This window comes from Corynebacterium sp. p3-SID1761 (genome assembly GCF_055862885.1).
Genome location: NZ_JBSQBJ010000005.1, coordinates 25207 through 41627, shown reverse-complemented (window position 1 = coordinate 41627; position 16421 = coordinate 25207). Strand labels below are relative to the sequence as shown.

At 60.7% G+C, this 16421-nt stretch carries 12 protein-coding genes; 8 read left to right on the top strand and 4 right to left on the bottom strand.

Annotation, left to right across the window (positions count from 1 at the left end):
* The first annotated feature begins 6 nt into the window (after nt 1–6).
* The 8 genes from gatC to ACWXWJ_RS04305 all read left to right on the top strand — a co-directional run bounded on the left by gatC (nt 7) and on the right by ACWXWJ_RS04305 (nt 9448).
* Complete coding sequence (gene gatC, locus ACWXWJ_RS04340; protein ID WP_473963664.1) at nt 7–312, top strand: Asp-tRNA(Asn)/Glu-tRNA(Gln) amidotransferase subunit GatC; 306 nt, start codon at nt 7–9, stop codon at nt 310–312.
* 75 nt (nt 313–387) lie between these two features.
* Nucleotides 388–1890 carry an Asp-tRNA(Asn)/Glu-tRNA(Gln) amidotransferase subunit GatA gene (gene gatA / locus ACWXWJ_RS04335; protein WP_473963663.1) on the top strand — a complete coding sequence of 501 codons (1503 nt, stop codon included), beginning with the start codon at nt 388–390 and terminating at the stop codon, nt 1888–1890.
* Nucleotides 1891–2014: 124 nt separating this feature from the next.
* Nucleotides 2015–2698 (top strand): NUDIX domain-containing protein, encoded by a 684-nt coding sequence (locus tag ACWXWJ_RS04330; RefSeq protein ID WP_473963662.1) that lies wholly within the window; start codon nt 2015–2017, stop codon nt 2696–2698.
* Nucleotides 2699–4135 carry a DHA2 family efflux MFS transporter permease subunit gene (locus ACWXWJ_RS04325; RefSeq protein WP_473963661.1) on the top strand — a complete coding sequence of 479 codons (1437 nt, stop codon included), beginning with the start codon at nt 2699–2701 and terminating at the stop codon, nt 4133–4135.
* Nucleotides 4136–4201: 66 nt separating this feature from the next.
* The gene (locus ACWXWJ_RS04320; RefSeq protein ID WP_293789865.1) at nt 4202–5230 is read left to right on the top strand and encodes an ATP-dependent 6-phosphofructokinase; all 1029 of its coding nucleotides are present in this window, start codon (nt 4202–4204) and stop codon (nt 5228–5230) included.
* A gap of 166 nt (nt 5231–5396) precedes the next feature.
* Nucleotides 5397–6497 (top strand): HNH endonuclease signature motif containing protein, encoded by a 1101-nt coding sequence (locus tag ACWXWJ_RS04315; RefSeq protein WP_473963660.1) that lies wholly within the window; start codon nt 5397–5399, stop codon nt 6495–6497.
* A gap of 81 nt (nt 6498–6578) precedes the next feature.
* Complete coding sequence (gene gatB / locus ACWXWJ_RS04310; RefSeq protein WP_473963659.1) at nt 6579–8096, top strand: Asp-tRNA(Asn)/Glu-tRNA(Gln) amidotransferase subunit GatB; 1518 nt, start codon at nt 6579–6581, stop codon at nt 8094–8096.
* Between the two features lie 95 nt (nt 8097–8191).
* On the top strand, nt 8192–9448 hold the full coding sequence (locus ACWXWJ_RS04305) for a DoxX family protein (RefSeq protein WP_473963658.1): 1257 nt from the start codon (nt 8192–8194) through the stop codon (nt 9446–9448).
* Between the two features lie 26 nt (nt 9449–9474).
* On the opposite strand, the gene ACWXWJ_RS04300 is transcribed toward ACWXWJ_RS04305, so the two are convergent.
* The 4 genes from ACWXWJ_RS04300 to ACWXWJ_RS04285 all read right to left on the bottom strand — a co-directional run bounded on the left by ACWXWJ_RS04300 (nt 9475) and on the right by ACWXWJ_RS04285 (nt 16353).
* Nucleotides 9475–11991 (bottom strand): ATP-binding cassette domain-containing protein, encoded by a 2517-nt coding sequence (locus ACWXWJ_RS04300; protein WP_473963657.1) that lies wholly within the window; start codon nt 11989–11991, stop codon nt 9475–9477.
* A gap of 42 nt (nt 11992–12033) precedes the next feature.
* Nucleotides 12034–13881, bottom strand: coding sequence for a dihydroxy-acid dehydratase (gene ilvD / locus ACWXWJ_RS04295; protein ID WP_473963656.1), 1848 nt, complete (start codon nt 13879–13881; stop codon nt 12034–12036).
* Between the two features lie 95 nt (nt 13882–13976).
* Nucleotides 13977–14573: a PH domain-containing protein gene (locus ACWXWJ_RS04290; RefSeq protein ID WP_473963655.1), complete on the bottom strand. Its 597-nt coding sequence runs from the start codon at nt 14571–14573 to the stop codon at nt 13977–13979.
* A gap of 13 nt (nt 14574–14586) precedes the next feature.
* Nucleotides 14587–16353, bottom strand: coding sequence for a mechanosensitive ion channel domain-containing protein (locus tag ACWXWJ_RS04285; protein WP_473963654.1), 1767 nt, complete (start codon nt 16351–16353; stop codon nt 14587–14589).
* Nucleotides 16354–16421 lie beyond the last annotated feature (68 nt).

Sequence of the window (16421 nt, the reverse complement as noted above, 5' to 3'; positions counted from 1 at the left end):
GAACCCATGTCTGAGATTTCGCGCGAAGATGTTGCCCACCTGGCCCGCCTGGCTCGCCTGGACCTAGGGGAACAGGAGTTGGAGGAATACGCAGCTCAGATCGATGGAATCGTCGATCACGTTGCAGCGATCAGGAAGGTGGACACCGAAGGCGTTGAGCCATTGAGCCACCCCACCCAAAACGTTGACGGCGACGTTGCCGTCATGCGTGAAGACGTGGTCGTTCCGAGCCTTACGCCCGAGCAGGCACTCGACCAGGCTCCGAAGCAGAACGAGCAGCGCTTCGAGGTGCCGCAGATCCTCGCGGACTAGCCACAACGCCAACAGACCGTTTAGAACCCGTTAGAACAACGAACGTTAGAGAAATAAGGAACTGTAGGAACACTCATGGCTGAGAACAAGTACATCGTCGGTTCCCGGGATGACTCGGACTTCACCACCTGGACCGCCGCCGAACTGGCGGAGAAGATCCACGCGCGCGAGATCAGCTCCCAGGAGGTTACCCAGGCTCACCTGGACCGCATCGGTGAGATTGACGGGGATATCAACGCGTTCCTGCACGTTGGTCCCGACGAGGCTCTCGCCGCAGCCGCGAATGTCGACGAGGCGCTGGCCGCAGGCGATCAGCCGACCAGCAAGCTGGCGGGCGTACCGTTGGCGCTGAAGGACGTGTTCACCACCATGGACGCGCCGACCACCTGTGCATCGAAGATGCTCGAGGGCTACATGAGCCCCTATGACGCGACCGTCACCATGCGCCTGCGCGCAGCGGGTATCCCGATCCTGGGCAAGACCAACATGGACGAGTTCGCCATGGGCTCCTCCACGGAAAACTCCGCATACGGTCCGACCAAGAACCCCTACGACCTGGAGCGCACTCCGGGCGGCTCCGGTGGTGGCTCGTCCGCAGCTCTGGCTGCAGGCATGGCTCCACTAGCTATCGGCACGGACACCGGTGGTTCGATCCGCCAACCCGCCGCACTGACCAACACCGTGGGCGTGAAGCCCACCTATGGCACCGTTTCCCGCTATGGCCTGGTGGCTTGCGCTTCCTCTCTGGATCAGGGCGGCCCGACGGCGCGTACGGTACTGGACACCGCGCTGCTGCACGAGGTTATTGCAGGGCATGACGCCAACGACTCCACCTCCTCCACCCACGCCGTCGCACCGGTCGTCGAGGCTGCAAAGCAGGGCGTTTCCGGAGACCTCAACGGTGTGAAGCTCGGCGTAGTCAAGCAGTTCGAGCGAGCTGAAGCTTTCCAGCCCGGCGTGCTGGAGGCATACCACGCCAACTTGGAACAGTTGAAGTCTCAGGGCGCTGAACTGGTGGAAGTTGATTGCCCGAACTTCGACCATGCCATGAACGCCTACTACCTGATCTTGCCCTGTGAGGTCAGCTCCAACCTGGCTCGTTTCGACGGCATGCGCTACGGCCAGCGCCGGGGAGACGACGGTACACGCTCCGCCGACCAGGTGATGAGCCTGACCCGCGCCGAGGGCTTCGGCTCCGAGGTGAAGCGCCGCATCATGCTGGGGACCTACGCCCTGTCCGTTGGCTACTACGACGCGTACTACCTGCAGGCGCAGCGCGTACGTAACCTGATCTCTCAGGACTTCGCCAAAGCCTATGAGCAGGTCGACGCTATCGTCGCACCGGTTACCCCGTCCACCGCATTCAAGCTGGGGGAGAAGGTCGACGATCCGTTGGCAATGTACATGTTTGACCTGTTTACCCTGCCGCTGAACCTGGCGGGCGTATGCGGCATGTCCGTGCCCGGTGGCTTTGCAAGCGATTCCGGCCTGCCGACCGGTCTGCAGATCATGGGCCCAGCACATGGCGACGACCGTCTGTACCGCGTCGGCGCCGCTTTCGAAGCCGGCCGCGCCTAAGCGTGCTTAAGCACGCCAAAACTGATCGTTGACCGGTGGCTAGCCGTCTAGCTTTCAGCTAGCTTTTAGCTAGCTTTTTGGCGGGGCGGGATCCGCCCGTAGCCGCACGCGTATGGTGGGAGTCATGGGTAAGCTTCCCGAACTTTACACAGGCGATGGTTTCGTCGAACACCCCGACGGCTCCCGCCGCTGGGGTGTGCTCGGCGCCGCGGGGCTGTTTCTCGTCACTGACGACCGCCACGTTCTGATGCAGCACCGCGCCAAGTGGACGAACCGTGGCGGAACCTGGGCTCTGCCTGGGGGAGCGATCGACGTCGGCGAGTCACCCACCGACGGCGCCCTACGAGAAACGTGGGAAGAAACAGGCGTGGGGGCGTCAGCAGTAAAAGTCCACCAAGAAATCGTGACCTCGACCGTGCCTGTCAAGAAGGCGTACTGCCGCCTTCCAGTTCGCGAAGAAGAACGGCACCTCTTTGCGGGAATTGAAAAGATCATCGAGCGCAACGGGGATCCCCGCCAAGCCCTGCAGGACTTTCCTGTTCGGCACCCTAGCCTCGACGCCGACCTGGAGGCTCACGGCATCTTCGGACTCGGAGGCACGTTCTGGTGGCAGTACGTCAATCCGGAAATCACTGAGTGGACGTACACCACTGTCCTAGCCACCTGCGCCGATCACCTGGAACTTCATCCGACCGCCGAATCGCTGGAGCTGCTGTGGCAACCCATTGACCGGTTGGAGGAGCTGCCGCTCATGCCGGAGTTTCAAACAAGTTTGTCTGCTTTGAGGGCGGCAGTAGACTCACTGTAAGTGAACGCACAGCAGCTCCCACCCACACACCGCACTCGCTCTGCAGAAGAAACCTATCCCGCACTGCCTCTGCCGCTGTCACAGGCGTGGCGCGCCCTCGTGGCGTTGTGTATCGGGTTTTTCATGATCCTGCTGGATCAGACGATCGTGGCCGTCGCCACGCCAGCATTCCAAGCAGACCTGCACGCCGACTACGGGCAGGTGCTGTGGGTCACCAGCGCTTATCTGTTGACATTCGCAGTGCCCCTGATGGTCACAGGCCGGCTAGGCGACCGCTTCGGGCCAAAGAACCTATATATAGCGGGAATGACGATCTTCACCCTCTCGTCATTGGCCTGCGGCCTGGCGGGCAGCATCGAAATGCTGATTGCCGCCCGCGCCGTGCAGGGCATCGGCGGGTCACTTTTGACGCCGCAGACCATGAGCGTGATCAACCGCATCTTCCCGCGCGACAAGCGCGGAGCAGCATTGGGTATCTGGGGTGCGACGGCAGGAATTTCCACGCTCGCCGGGCCGCTGCTCGGCGGCTTCATTACGGAGTACGCCACGTGGCACTGGGTGTTCTTTATCAATGTGCCGATCGGCGTGCTGTCCGTAGTAATGGTTGCCCGGTGGGTGCCGCGCTTCCGGCCGACGCGCGACCGCATTAATGTGCCGTCGATCCTGCTTTCCATGGTGGCGATGACGATGGTGATCTACGGCATCCAGGAAGGCGACCCCGCCGGCTGGGCTCCGTGGATTTGGGCGCTGCTGGTCGGCGGCGTGGCGATGATGATCGCCTTTGTCTGGCTGCAATCCTGCCTGTCCGCGGGCAGCGCGTTGGTACCCATCGCGCTGTTTACCCGTCGCCATTTTGCCTTCGGTAACGCTTCGATTTTCACTATGGGGTTCACCATCGCCGGCATGATGGTTCCGGTGATGTTGTTCCTGCAGGAAGTCCATCGCTTCGGTCCAATGAAAGCCTCCTTCGTTGTAACTCCCATGGCCATCATCGCGGGGGTGATGGCGCCATTCGTCGGCAGGCTTGTTGACCGCTACGATCCCCGGCGTTTCGCCGTGTTGGGCTTCTGCTTGATGGCCATTGGAGTGGCCGCGCTGGCGCTATCCATGCGACCCGAGCGCCCGCTGTGGATGATCATCGGATCATTCGTGATCCTGGGCTTTGGCAATGCTTTTGTCTGGGCGCCGAACTCCACCGCCACACTGCGAGACCTGCCGCCGCAGTTCGCCGGTGCGGGCTCCGGAATGTACAACGCCACCAGGCAGCTCGGTGCAGTCACCGGCGCTGCGGTGATCGCCGCGGTCGTGCAAGCACGCGTTAGCGTAGTCGGCCCCCAAGCCTTCGGAGAATCACTGCTACCCGCGGTAGTCATGCTCATCCTCGGCGCACTGGCTTCCAGCATGGCTCGGCAAGAGGCGAGTCACGGAGACGCGTAGGCGTCCATAGGCGTACATTCCCTTGCCGTCCGGCAGATCCGACGCCATATCGCTAAACTTTGAAGCATGCGTATTGCGACCTTGACCAGTGGTGGAGACTGCCCAGGATTGAACGCCGTCATCCGAGGCATTGTGCGTACGGCGGCAGGGGAAGGCCATACCGTCGTTGGCTTTGAAGACGGCTGGCAGGGACTGTTGGAAGATCGTCGTGTGCAGTTGTACGACGACGACTTCATCGATCGTATTCTGCGCCGCGGAGGCACCATCTTGGGTACCGGTCGCCTGCACCCGAAAGACTTTATGGCAGGCATCGACCGCGTGAAGGCTAATCTCGCTGACGCGGGCATTGACGCTCTGATCCCCATCGGTGGCGAGGGCACACTTAAGGGCGCGCGCTTCCTGCATGACAATGGAGTCCCGGTGATCGGCGTGCCGAAGACCATTGACAACGATGTCAACGGCACGGATTACACCTTTGGTTTTGACACTGCCGTCGCCGTCGCGACCGATGCCATTGATCGCCTGCACACTACCGCTGAATCACACGATCGCGTGATGATCGTGGAGGTCATGGGCCGCCACGTTGGCTGGATTGCGTTGCACGCGGGCATGGCCGGCGGTGCGCACGAGATCCTCATTCCGGAGTTTCCATTCGACATTGATGACGTCTGCCGTCGCATGGCACGCCGCTTCCAGCTGGGGGAGAAGTACGGCATCATCGTTGTCGCCGAGGGAGCGCTACCGAAGGAAGGCACCCTGGAGGTTGCGGAGCGTGAAGTGGATCAGTTCGGCCACGAGAAGTTCCAGAACATGTCGGCGCTGATTGCCAAGGAGATCGAGAACCGGTTGGATACCGACGTGCGTTCCACCGTCCTCGGACACATCCAGCGCGGCGGTACGCCCACTGCGTTCGACCGCGTCCTGGCAACGCGTTTTGCCGTGAACGCCACCAAGGCTGCAATCAACGGAGATTTCGGCAAGGTCGTGGCGCTTAAGGGCGGCGACATTGATCTGATTGACTTTGAAGAAGCCGTCGGAACGTTGAAGGAAGTTCCCGAGAAGCGCTACGAGACGGCACGTTCCCTGTTCGGGTAGTGACACACCGCGCCATCCACTAGAGCGGACGGCAAGGCATAGGAGTCGGGCGCCTGTCAAGGGAGAATTGTTTTCCCTGTGGAAAACCGTTTTTTCGGTGAGAGTTATCCACAGGGAGTTTCTTGCGGCGGGGCGAGAAAAGGCGCGATGTTTTAGCGTTGGCGCTATGGAAAAACTGCGGCAGCTCGGGGAGCTTCAGCGCCAAGTGGCAGCGGCCCAGCGCCACGGCGCTGATCTGCTGAGCGAAGCCTTTGGCGTTCCTGCCGAGCAGCTGCCCTTGGAAAAAGAACTCGCTAGGAGAGTGGCGCGGGCGGCGGAGCACTTCTCCGGGCCGGCGTATTCGCGTTACAAGAAGCGCGCGCTGGAAGCTGCGCGCCGCAATCGTCACGGCCTGGACGTGCTGATGCTCATTGCCGAGCGGGCGCGCACATTGGGTATCAAACATCGCTACGTCTTCACGGAGCAACTGTGCAACACAGCCGGAGACCTGACGGCGATCTCTCGCCGCGCCACACAGCTTCGACGCCGCATGCAAGGGCCACGAGTGCCAGACGATGGCGGACGTCGCATCCTCCACGGAACGAAGACCACCATCCAGTTCACCGGTCCGGCACACGAAATGTCGGAGATCTGGGAGTCTGCACGCCTAGACCCATTGGCATGGTTAACCGAGAATCGAACCATTCAGCGCAGCACGCTGACCACCAATGTTGTCGTCGAGCTAGACGAATACATGCAGGTGCTTAGCGGTCAGGGCGATGAAGTGGAATTACGTGCGACCAATGGAGCAGTCCTCACCGGAGCGGAGTACGTCGCCCGACGCTTCGCAGAATCCAGTGGGGTAGAGCCGCATGCCGTTGAAGTGAGCGCCGCCGAGTTGGGCGCCTCCGAGTTGAGCGGCGTTGAAATGAACGGCGTTGAATTGAGGAATGGGGATTACATAACTCTGATATCGGCGGAGCAAGGACCGGTGAACCTATATCGGGTGAGGCGGTTGGCGTCACAAAAGCAGCGCCGAATGCTGGAAGCCGAAACGACGCAATGCGCCTGGCCGGGGTGTGGGCGTCCTGCGAGTGAATGCCAAGTACACCACCTTCAGGAATTTGCACGAGGAGGGGAAACGAACCCCGAGAACATGTCGCTTTTATGCCCGTACCACAACAGAGTAAATGGACAGCCAAACCGAGGGAGGATGGCGCGGGTAAGCGGATGCGTCACCTGGTTGCCACCCGGGCGGGCCGCGCCCAAGGACGTTCGGCGGGAATAGCCGGAGAAGGGAGGCGGCGGTGCGCCCAGCGGTAGCGACCCCAACGACACACAGCAGCGGGGACGTATTAAGATGGCTGGCATGACTGCGCCTGTCTACGATTACTCCGATGATGTGATGGACTTCGACGAAGTGCTGGAGCGCTTCGACCCGGTAATGGGCATGGAAGTTCACGTCGAACTCGCAACGAAGACGAAGATGTTCTCCACCTCTTCCGCAGAGTTCGGCGATGCACCTAACAGCAACGTTGACCCCTGCAGCCTTGGCCTGCCGGGTGCGCTGCCGGTAGTGAACAAGCTGGGCGTGGAATGGGCAATCAAGATTGGCCTGGCACTGAACTGCAAGATTGCTCCGAAGTCCCGCTTCGCGCGGAAGAACTACTTCTACCCGGACCAGCCGAAGAACTACCAGATTTCCCAGTATGACGAGCCGATCGCCTACGACGGGTACCTGGATGTTGTCCTGGAAGACGGATCCGAATGGCGCGTGGAGATTGAACGCGCTCACATGGAGGAGGACACCGGCAAGCTGACGCACCTCGGCGGTGCCGACGGTCGCATCCATGGCGCAACCGCCTCCCTCGTAGACTGCAACCGCGCCGGAGTGCCGCTGATTGAGATCGTGACCAAGCCGATCGAAGGCGCCGGCGAACGCGCTCCCGAGGTTGCGAAGGCATACGTCTCTGCGCTGCGCGATCTCGTGAAGGCCCTGGGTGTCTCCGACGCGCGCATGGACCAGGGCTCCATGCGCGTCGACTCGAACCTGTCGCTGCGCCCCGTGGGAACCACTGAATATGGCACGCGCACCGAGACGAAGAACATCAACTCCCTGAAGTCCGTTGAGCAGGCAGTGCGCTTTGAAATGCAGCGTCAGGCAGCATGCCTTGTCAACGACGTGGAGATCGTGCAGGAAACCCGCCACTACCAGGAAACCGACGGAACCACCTCCAAGGGTCGCCCGAAGGAGACCATGGCGGATTATCGCTACTTCAACGACCCGGATCTACCACCCGTACTGGCGCCCGCCGAATGGGTGGAGGAGATTCGCTCCACCCTGCCGGAAATGCCGTGGATTCGCCGTGCTCGCATTCAAAAGGAATGGGGACTGAAGGACGAAGAGATGCGAGACCTGGTCAACGCCGGTGCCCTCGATCTCGTCATCGACACCGTCGAAGCGGGAGCCAAGCCCGATGAGGCGCGTTCCTGGTGGGTCTCCTACCTCGCAGGAAAGGCAAACGAACAGGGCGTGGAACTGTCTGCGCTAGACATCACGCCAGTCCAGGTGGCGCGGGTGACGTCATTGGTAAATGAGGGCAAGCTGACCACCAAGCTCGCACGCCAGGCCGTGGACGGCGTACTAGCCGGTGAAGGCGACGTCGATGAGGTCGTAAACGCTCGTGGTTTGGAAGTTGTCCGCGATGACGGCGCCATCGAAGCTGCCGTCGATGAGGCACTTGCTGCCAACCCCGACATCGTGGAGAAATACCGCGCAGGCAACAAGAAGGTCACTGGTGCGATTGTTGGCGCCGTGATGAAGGCCACTAAGGGCAAGGCTGACCCTGCTCAGGTGAACCAACTTATCGCCAAGAAGCTCAGCTAAAGGGGCAGCAAAGCGGGCTGCTGCCATTTAAGCCGTCCGAGACATGCCGAGTGACCTCCCCCACAAGCTCTAAAGGTCGGAATAGTCTGGGTGGCGTGAATAACAACGCGAAGCCAAACAACCCTAGGCCCACTAGTCCAGATGACGATCTGGCGGATGACATGCACAATGACATCGACGTGCCGGTCTACCGTCGTGAAGCGAATGAGCCCGCCGCTGAGGAGCCTGCTGCAGACGAGCCCTCAGCCGGTTCGACGAAAATTGAGAAGCCGAGCGAAGTTGAGGACGAGCCCGGAGCTGAGGCTGCGCCAGCTCCAGAATCAGCCGCGGAAGGTAAGCCTAAACCCGCGAAGCGGGATATCTACGCCTTGGCTGGTCGCGCCCGGCCCCAGCGAATTGAGAGCAGGGCAGCGGAACCTGCTCCCGCTGAGTCCAAGGATTCTGACGTAGATCTGACTAACCTTGACGCTCCCACCAAATCCACCGCAGCCGGCACAGCTGGCGCGGCAAGCGCCACTGGCGCCGCTAGTACGACTGCGGAGGATCGCTGGGACAAGATCGATGATTCCGACGTCGCGCAGTATCCAGAATCGGGAGCTAGCGACCAGTCCTTGCCTGAGGAGAAGCGCCCACTAGAGGCCGGCGTCGCACCCGCGGAAACGGAGAGATCCGCAGTTGCTGCGCCTGAGACCGCAGCTGCGCCAGAGAGTACTACTGCGCCTGAGACTGTTGTGGCGCCCGCAGCCGTCGGGGCACCGGCAGCGGTTGAAACGCAGAACACCGCAGAGCCAGGTGACACTGTGGGGACGCCCACGGAAGACGCTTCTGCAACCGCGAAGCGCGGAACCACAAGCTTTGGCCTCTTCGTGCTGCGGGCAGCGTTAGGCGCATACCTGCTAGTTCGTGGACTGCAGACGCTATTCTCCTTCGGCGGAGACCCCGGCGTGGATGTCTTCCAGACCCAGCTGGAGAACTACAACTTCGCGGACATCCTGGCTATCGGCATCCCAGTAGCGCAGGTTGTAGCCGGTGGACTGCTGTTGCTTGGTCTACTCACACCGTTCGGTGCGGCGCTGGCTACGGTGGTTGCAGGTTTCATGGCATTCCACAACCTCAACAACTTCCAAGGATCCCTTTGGCCATATGGAATGAGCCCTTATATCCAGCTATGGGTCGTTCTGACAGTGGTTTCGATCAGCCTTATTTTCGTCGGTCCTGGCCGTATCAGTCTTGATCGCAGCCGAGGATGGGCAACTCGTCCACTAGCCTCGGCGTGGATCTTCTTCGTGGTTGCAGTGGCGGCGACTGCTGGTCTCTGGCTCGCGGTCGGCGGAGGTAACCCGTTCAACTAGGGAACGTTCTTCTGTCGTCGTAGCATTCAACTGCGCTCGGCCAGTATCCGCCCCGTCGCGGTGTCCGTTTGGGCCACTGCGGCGGGGCTTCCATCTGCCACAACTTGCCCTCCGCGCGCGCCTGCACCTGGTCCCATTTCAATCACTCGGTCTGCCTGGGCGACAACGCGCATGTCGTGTTCCACAATCACCACCGTGTTCCCGTTGTCGACTAAGCGCTGCATCTCTGCCACCAGCAGGTCTACGTCCGCGGGGTGCAATCCAGTGGTCGGTTCGTCCATGAGATACACGGTGTGCCCACGCTGCGCACGCTGCAGCTCGGTCGCCAGCTTGATCCGTTGAGCTTCGCCACCGGATAGCTCCGTCGCCGGCTGGCCGAGCCGCAAATAATCCAAACCCACAGCAGATAGCGCTTGCAAAGCGCGAGCGATCGGCTCTTCGTTCGCGAAAACGTCTTTGGCTTCGGCGACCGTCAGCCCCAGTACATCCGCGATCGTCCTCCCGTTCCACGTCACTTCGAGTGTCTCCGCGTTGTATCGTGCACCGTGGCAGTCTGGACAAGGAGCATAGCTGCCGGGCAGGAAGACCAACTCGATCTCGATCTGCCCTTCGCCGCTGCAAGTCGGGCACCTCCCTTGGGTGACATTGTAGGAGAATCGGGAGACGGTCCACCCGCGCTGCTTCGCCTCGCGGGTCTGGGAGAACAATTTCCGAACGCGGTCGAATAGCCCGGTATAGGTTGCAAGGCAAGAGCGAGGAGTCCTGCCGATGGGCTTCTGAGAGATTTGTACTAGCCGGTCGACACTATGGCTTTCACCGCCGCTGTTCTTCTCCTTCGATTCCACGTCTCCATCGTTCACGGCTGTCTTGACTTGTTCGCGTAGAGTACTGGCGAGAACCTGGAGGAGGGTGGATTTGCCGGAACCGGATACGCCCGTGAAAGCGGTGAACGTGCCGAGGCCGATAGTTACGGTGAGATTGTCCAGGGTGCGCTGGTTGATGTCCCGGAGTACCAGCGCCCCGGAAGGGGTGCGAGCCTTAGAGTCGCTGGTCAGCTCCAAAGGCCCGGCGGAGAGTGCTCGTCCGGTGGGGCAATCCATCTCGGCCAGTCCGCGCTGTCCCGTTGTAGGACTGACGGGGCCGGAGTAGAGCACCTCGCCGCCGAGTTCGCCTGCACCAGGACCGACGTCGACAACCCAGTCGGCTTCTGCAACTAGGTGCATATCGTGCTCGACGAGAAGGACACTGTTGCCCGCGTCCAGGAACCTGCGGATAAGTTTCGACACTGCGCGGCGTTCTTCGGGGTGCAGCCCCGCAGAGGGCTCATCCAGTACATAGGCCACGCCGAAGAGTCCCGAGCGCAATTGAGACGCCAATCGGAGTCGCTGCAGCTCGCCCGCTGACAGCGTCGCTGTCGCTCGATCCAGGCTGAGATGTCCGAGCCCCAAATCCACCACCGACTGTAATGTGGGAATTGCCTGATCCAGCAGGATCCTCTCGGCTTCAGCGGCTGCGCCGTCGGAGGATTTGGATGTGTTTGGGAGGTCTGCTCGACGCTCTATGAAATGCGCTACCACCTCCTCTAAAGGAAGCGCTCCGAGGCTATCGATGGGGTAGTCGAGATAGTTAACGGAAAGCGCCTCGGTATTTAGCCGACGCCCTTTGCATGTGCCGCAGCGTGACGAGCGCATAAACGATAGCACCCGCCGGCGCGTGGAGTCGGATCCTGTTTCGGCCAATGTTTTCCGCAGATAGGAGGCCACCGAACGCCAGGTGCCTTCATATGTTCGCTGAATCTGATCCGCCCCGCGATGTGGATGGATTGTTACGACGGGGCGCTCGTCGGTGAAGAGAATCCAATCTCGGTCGGCACGCGGAATGTCACGCCAGGGAGTATCCATCGGGAATCCAAGTTCCGCCACGATATCGTGGAAGTTCTTACCCAACCAGGCACCCGGCCAGGCTGCGATGGCGCCTTCGTCGATGCTGAGCGACGGATCCGGAACCATCGATTCCTCCGTCGGCTCATGCACCACTCCAGTGCCTTGGCACTCCGGACACATACCGACCGTGGTGTTAGGAGAGAAGCAATCAGAATCCAGCCGGCCACGGCGCTTCCGCAACGTCGACGGATACTCCCCGCATCGGGAGTACAGCAGACGGATCGTATTCGACAGGTTCGATACCGTTCCTACCGTCGAGCGCGCCCCTCCCGCGGATGCGCCTTGTTGTAAAGCGACCGTCGGTGGTAGCCCCTCCACGGAACCGACCCGCGGGTCCACGGCTCCACCGATCAACCTCCGTGCGAACGGTGCGACCGACTCCAGATACCGGCGTTGTGCCTCCCCATGCAGCGTTCCAAACGCAAGTGAAGATTTCCCCGATCCAGAAACACCCGTCACTGCCACAAGCGCATTGCGCGGAAGCTCAACGTTCTGATGTTTGAGATTTCGCAGATGCGCGTCGCGGACGCGGATCATGCCATCCGTGCTGCCACCATCTGTTGCGTTGTGTGCGGGGGACTGGGAGGTGGAATCTTGCATGCTTCCCAGTCTACGGACGGCGCAATGGCTGCCGGCAGGGCACTACCTGACTTCGCGGACGGCTCCGCGGTCTGCGGAAGTTGCCATGGCGGCATACGCGCGCAGTGCCTTGGTGACCTTTCGCTGGCGGGTGGTGGGGGTCCAGGGCTTGTCGGAGGCCTCCATCTCGGCACGGCGCTGCTCGATCTCAGCGTCGGAGATGTTTAACTCGAGGCGACGTTCGTGGACGTCGATCGTGATGGGATCGCCATCGCGAACCAGACCGATCAGACCGCCGTGCGCAGCCTCGGGGGAGATGTGGCCGACGGACAGGCCAGACGTACCACCGGAGAAGCGTCCGTCGGTGATCAGTGCACATTCCTTGCCCAGGCCAGCGCCCTTGAGGAACGCAGTCGGGTGCAGCATCTCTTGCATTCCCGGCCCACCGGCAGGCCCCTCATAGCGGACGACTACCACGTGTCCGGGCTTGACCTTCTTGTCCAGGATCACACGTACGGCTTCTTCTTGAGATTCAACAACCAGCGCGGTGCCTTCAAAGTGCCAGATTGACGGGTCAACACCCGCGGACTTGATCACAGCACCGTCTTCGGCGAGGTTGCCGCGCAGGATAACCAATCCGCCGTCCGTGGTGTATGCGCGCTCTACATCGCGGATGACGCCACCTTCTGCGTCGGTATCCAGGTTGGACCAACGGTTCTCTGTGCTGAATGGCTCGGTCGTGCGGACCCCACCGGGGGCAGCATGGAACAACTCGATGGCTTCTTCTGTGGCGGCGCCAGAGCGGATATCCCAGGCCAGCAGCCACTCCTTCAGCGTGGCGGAGTGGACGGAGTGGACGCCTTCGTTCAGTTTGCCGGCACGATAGAGCTCGCCCAGAATGGCGGGGATTCCGCCTCCGCGGTGGACGTCCTCCATGTGGTAATCGGAGTTCGGGGAAACCTTCGACAGGCAGGGAACCTCGCGGGAAAGCTGGTCGATGGAGTGGAGGTCGAAATCAACTTCGCCCTCCTGGGCAGCTGCCAAGATGTGCAACACGGTGTTCGAAGATCCGCCCATTGCCATGTCCAGTGCCATGGCGTTTTCAAACGCTTCGCGAGTCGCAATGTTGCGCGGCAGGACGGAGGCGTCACCTTCGCCGTAGTAGCGGCGGCAGAGTTCGACGATGGTCGTGCCAGCCTTGGTGAACAGGTCACGGCGCTTGGCGTGGGTAGCCAGTGTGGAACCATTGCCCGGTAGCGAAAGCCCCAGTGCCTCGGTCAGGCAGTTCATCGAGTTGGCGGTGAACATGCCGGAGCAGGATCCACACGTCGGACAGGCGGCTGACTCAACTTCCAACAGAGACTGCGCATCAACCTTGTCAGAAGCAGAGGCCGAGATGGCGGTAATGAGGTCCGTCGGAGCTTGCACGACGCCATCGACAGCCACCGCCTTGCCTGCTTCCATCGGCCCACCGGAAACGAAAACCACCGGGATGTTCAGACGCATGGCAGCGTTCAGCATGCCGGGTGTGATCTTGTCGCAGTTGGAGATGCAAACTAACGCATCGGCTGCGTGGCCGTTGACCATGTACTCCACGGCATCAGAAATCACTTCGCGGCTTGGCAGCGAATAGAGCATGCCCGCGTGCCCCATGGCAATGCCATCGTCTACGGCAATGGTGTTGAACTCGCGGGGCACACCGCCTGCCTCGCGGATGGCGTCGGCGACGATTTCGCCAACGTCTTTCAGGTGCACGTGCCCCGGGACAAATTGTGTATAAGAGTTCGCGATGGCGATGATGGGCTTCTCGAAGTCCTTGTCCGTCATGCCCGTGGCACGCCATAGGGCGCGAGCGCCTGCGGCGTTACGGCCTTGGGTGGTGACGGTGGATCTCAAGGGGATGGCATTCATGCTGTTCTCGGTTCTCGTCTTCGTCGTTGAAGGTCTGTTCTGTTTTTAGCAGTTTTCGACTGGCCACCGTGCGCAACTGCTGATTTTGGTTTGCGCTATTCGCTAGTTTCAGTGTTGCGCTCGGTGTTTTCTTGCTCGCTGTTTCCCCGCTCGGCGTTTCCGTGCTTGGAGCTGCCTTCCGGTACTTCAGCTTCTGTTTCCACTCCCGCTTCGCGGCGGCGCTGCTTTTCGTACTCCTTGTACTCGTCCTTGTCCATGAGAACGGCGTATCCGTCCTTATTGACCACCTGAACCTTGTCCTCCGTCGCTTCGCGTGCTGGGGTGACAGGGTCGGGGATACGTCCGCCACTTACCTTGTGTAGGTCGATAAGGGAGTTGAAAGTAATGCCGGGAAGCCAGAAGCTATTTTCCTGCTTGTCCACTGCGTAGGCGCGTCCGGCTCGGTTAAAGCGCAGCGCCCGGAAGTCTTCCCACTGCATGGTTTTGCCTGCGCGGAAGAGGTAGCGCGTGGTGATGGCTTTGTCGGTGACGGTGGTGCGCACTCGCAAAGTCCACAGAATAAACACTAGCGGCACCAGTGGAACCCAGAAAAACCAGGCGACCTTATAGCCCGTGAAAAGTAGGCAGATCAGGAACATGACGATCCCGCCGAGGATGTGTTCACGGCTGGGGTGGAAAACCTTCGAGCTCATGTATGTCATTTAATCAGCCGCGGGTGGTGTCGGTCGCATTGGGCTCGTTCTGCGCATTAGGGTTTTGCGTTGCGCTTTGACCGCCATTAGCAGGCGCACTCGTGCGCGCCTGTCCGTTTTGTCTATTGGGATTACCAGCAGATGTTTCGGCGGTGCTTCCGGAGGAGCCGCCGTCTACACTTTGACTGTTTCCGCCTGCTTCGGAGTTGTTTTCGTTGGCATTGCCGTCCGTCACATTGCGGTCTGTCACGCTGCTATCCGCGGCATTTCCGTCCGTGGCATTGCTTTCTGTTGCGTTATCGGCGGTTGCGCTCTCGCCCGTTGCATCGGAGTCGGACGTCTCATTTGCCTTTGGATCCACTGTCGATTCGCTCTTGGGCTGGCGATCGCGCCAATAATCCGGGGAAAGCCATCCGGTGTCGCCACCCTCTGGGTTGGACGACGCCAAGGCCAACCCGCCGACCAGAAGTAGCGCCAAGATCAGACCCGTCGTTGATGGGCGGGTACGGCCTCCGATGCTCATTAGCTTCTTGAACTTCGACTGGTACTCGGTGTTGCGCCAAATGCCCTCGAACTCGGCCGACTCTTCGTCGCCTGTCTTATCTTCGATTGACTCGGCTGCAATGTCCGCATCATGTGCGCCGCCTGTAGTGGCTGTATCAGCGACTGTTCCGTCCGAGGTGACCTGGCCAGCGTGTGCGCCTCGCGTACGGCCAACGGTACCGTCGCTATCAAGTGGCTTGACTCCCGGACCATCGTCCTTCGAAGCGGGATGAAGCGGGTTATCAACTGTGGATTGAGTAGATCCTTGCTCTGCCTTAGCCGCGTCGCTTGCGGCTGCGTGGGAATGCTGAGTGGGCAAGACTTCCGTGGGAGCCAGCGCGTGCTCTGCCGCTACGGCCTTACGGGGGTCGGTGGAGGGAGCTTCAGCACCGCCGAGGAACGCCCGTGGCATGTCGTAGCGATCCCAGAACACGTTGACCAGCGCCGACCGCAGAACACGTTCCACTGCCCATTGGCGCGCTGGGTTCACAACGACCATCACACGAAAGTTCACCTGCCACGGCTGCCCAGCAGCGGTGGGGGCGACAATATCCGTGGCGGGCAAAACTTCTAATTCGCCCGTCACGTCGTCGGCAATCGATTCGTCTTCCAAAGCGCGACCTGCAGTCGTTTCGACGCGTTGCGTTAGCTTCGACATGGACTCGCCCGGCTGCAGAGGAACGGCCAGGTCGACCACCGCGCGCGACCAGTCTTGGGAGTAATTGGTAATTACACCGGCTGAGCCGTTGGGGATGGTTACGACCTCGCCGGAAGCCGTGCGAACCTTCGTGGCACGCAATGTCAGCCCGACGACGGTGCCGGAAATGTTGCTGGATGTTCCGTCGAAGGCGACGAAGTCGCCCACACCGAATTGACGCTCGGAGATGATGAAGAAGCCCGCGAGAAAATCTCCAATCACGTTCTGCGCACCGAAACCAATGGCAGCCGACACCACCGTTGCTGGCAGTGCAGCGCCCATTGCGGGTACGCCGAGGTTTGTTAGCCCCAGCATGATGATTGCGAAATACGCAATTGCCTGCAATACGTAAACCAGTGCGCCGACGAGAGCTAGGCGCGACTTGGTGGCCTCTTCGCCCTCGTCAAATCGACTGCTAACAATGCGAATCGCCAAACGACCCAAGCGCGGGATCAAAATTGCGATAATTATCAGTGCGCTCAAAGGAATGCCGTGAACGACTAGCCATTCCCAGAGTTGGAAAGCATAGAACTTCAACATGGTGTTCCACCGTAGTCAGGGAACCTGTTGGGAAGCTGGCAGTCGTCGGTAAAAGGCCGGTTTTCTGA

Bases quoted from the DNA above. Each gene is read 5' to 3' on its own strand.
- gatC (WP_473963664.1), top strand. From the start codon at position 7: ATGTCTGAGATTTCGCGCGAAGATGTTGCCCACCTGGCCCGCCTGGCT.
- gatA (WP_473963663.1), top strand. From the start codon at position 388: ATGGCTGAGAACAAGTACATCGTCGGTTCCCGGGATGACTCGGACTTC.
- ACWXWJ_RS04330 (WP_473963662.1), top strand. From the start codon at position 2,015: ATGGGTAAGCTTCCCGAACTTTACACAGGCGATGGTTTCGTCGAACAC.
- ACWXWJ_RS04320 (WP_293789865.1), top strand. From the start codon at position 4,202: ATGCGTATTGCGACCTTGACCAGTGGTGGAGACTGCCCAGGATTGAAC.
- ACWXWJ_RS04315 (WP_473963660.1), top strand. From the start codon at position 5,397: ATGGAAAAACTGCGGCAGCTCGGGGAGCTTCAGCGCCAAGTGGCAGCG.
- gatB (WP_473963659.1), top strand. From the start codon at position 6,579: ATGACTGCGCCTGTCTACGATTACTCCGATGATGTGATGGACTTCGAC.
- ACWXWJ_RS04300 (WP_473963657.1), bottom strand. From the start codon at position 11,991: ATGCAAGATTCCACCTCCCAGTCCCCCGCACACAACGCAACAGATGGT.
- ilvD (WP_473963656.1), bottom strand. From the start codon at position 13,881: ATGAATGCCATCCCCTTGAGATCCACCGTCACCACCCAAGGCCGTAAC.
- ACWXWJ_RS04290 (WP_473963655.1), bottom strand. From the start codon at position 14,573: ATGAGCTCGAAGGTTTTCCACCCCAGCCGTGAACACATCCTCGGCGGG.
- ACWXWJ_RS04285 (WP_473963654.1), bottom strand. From the start codon at position 16,353: ATGTTGAAGTTCTATGCTTTCCAACTCTGGGAATGGCTAGTCGTTCAC.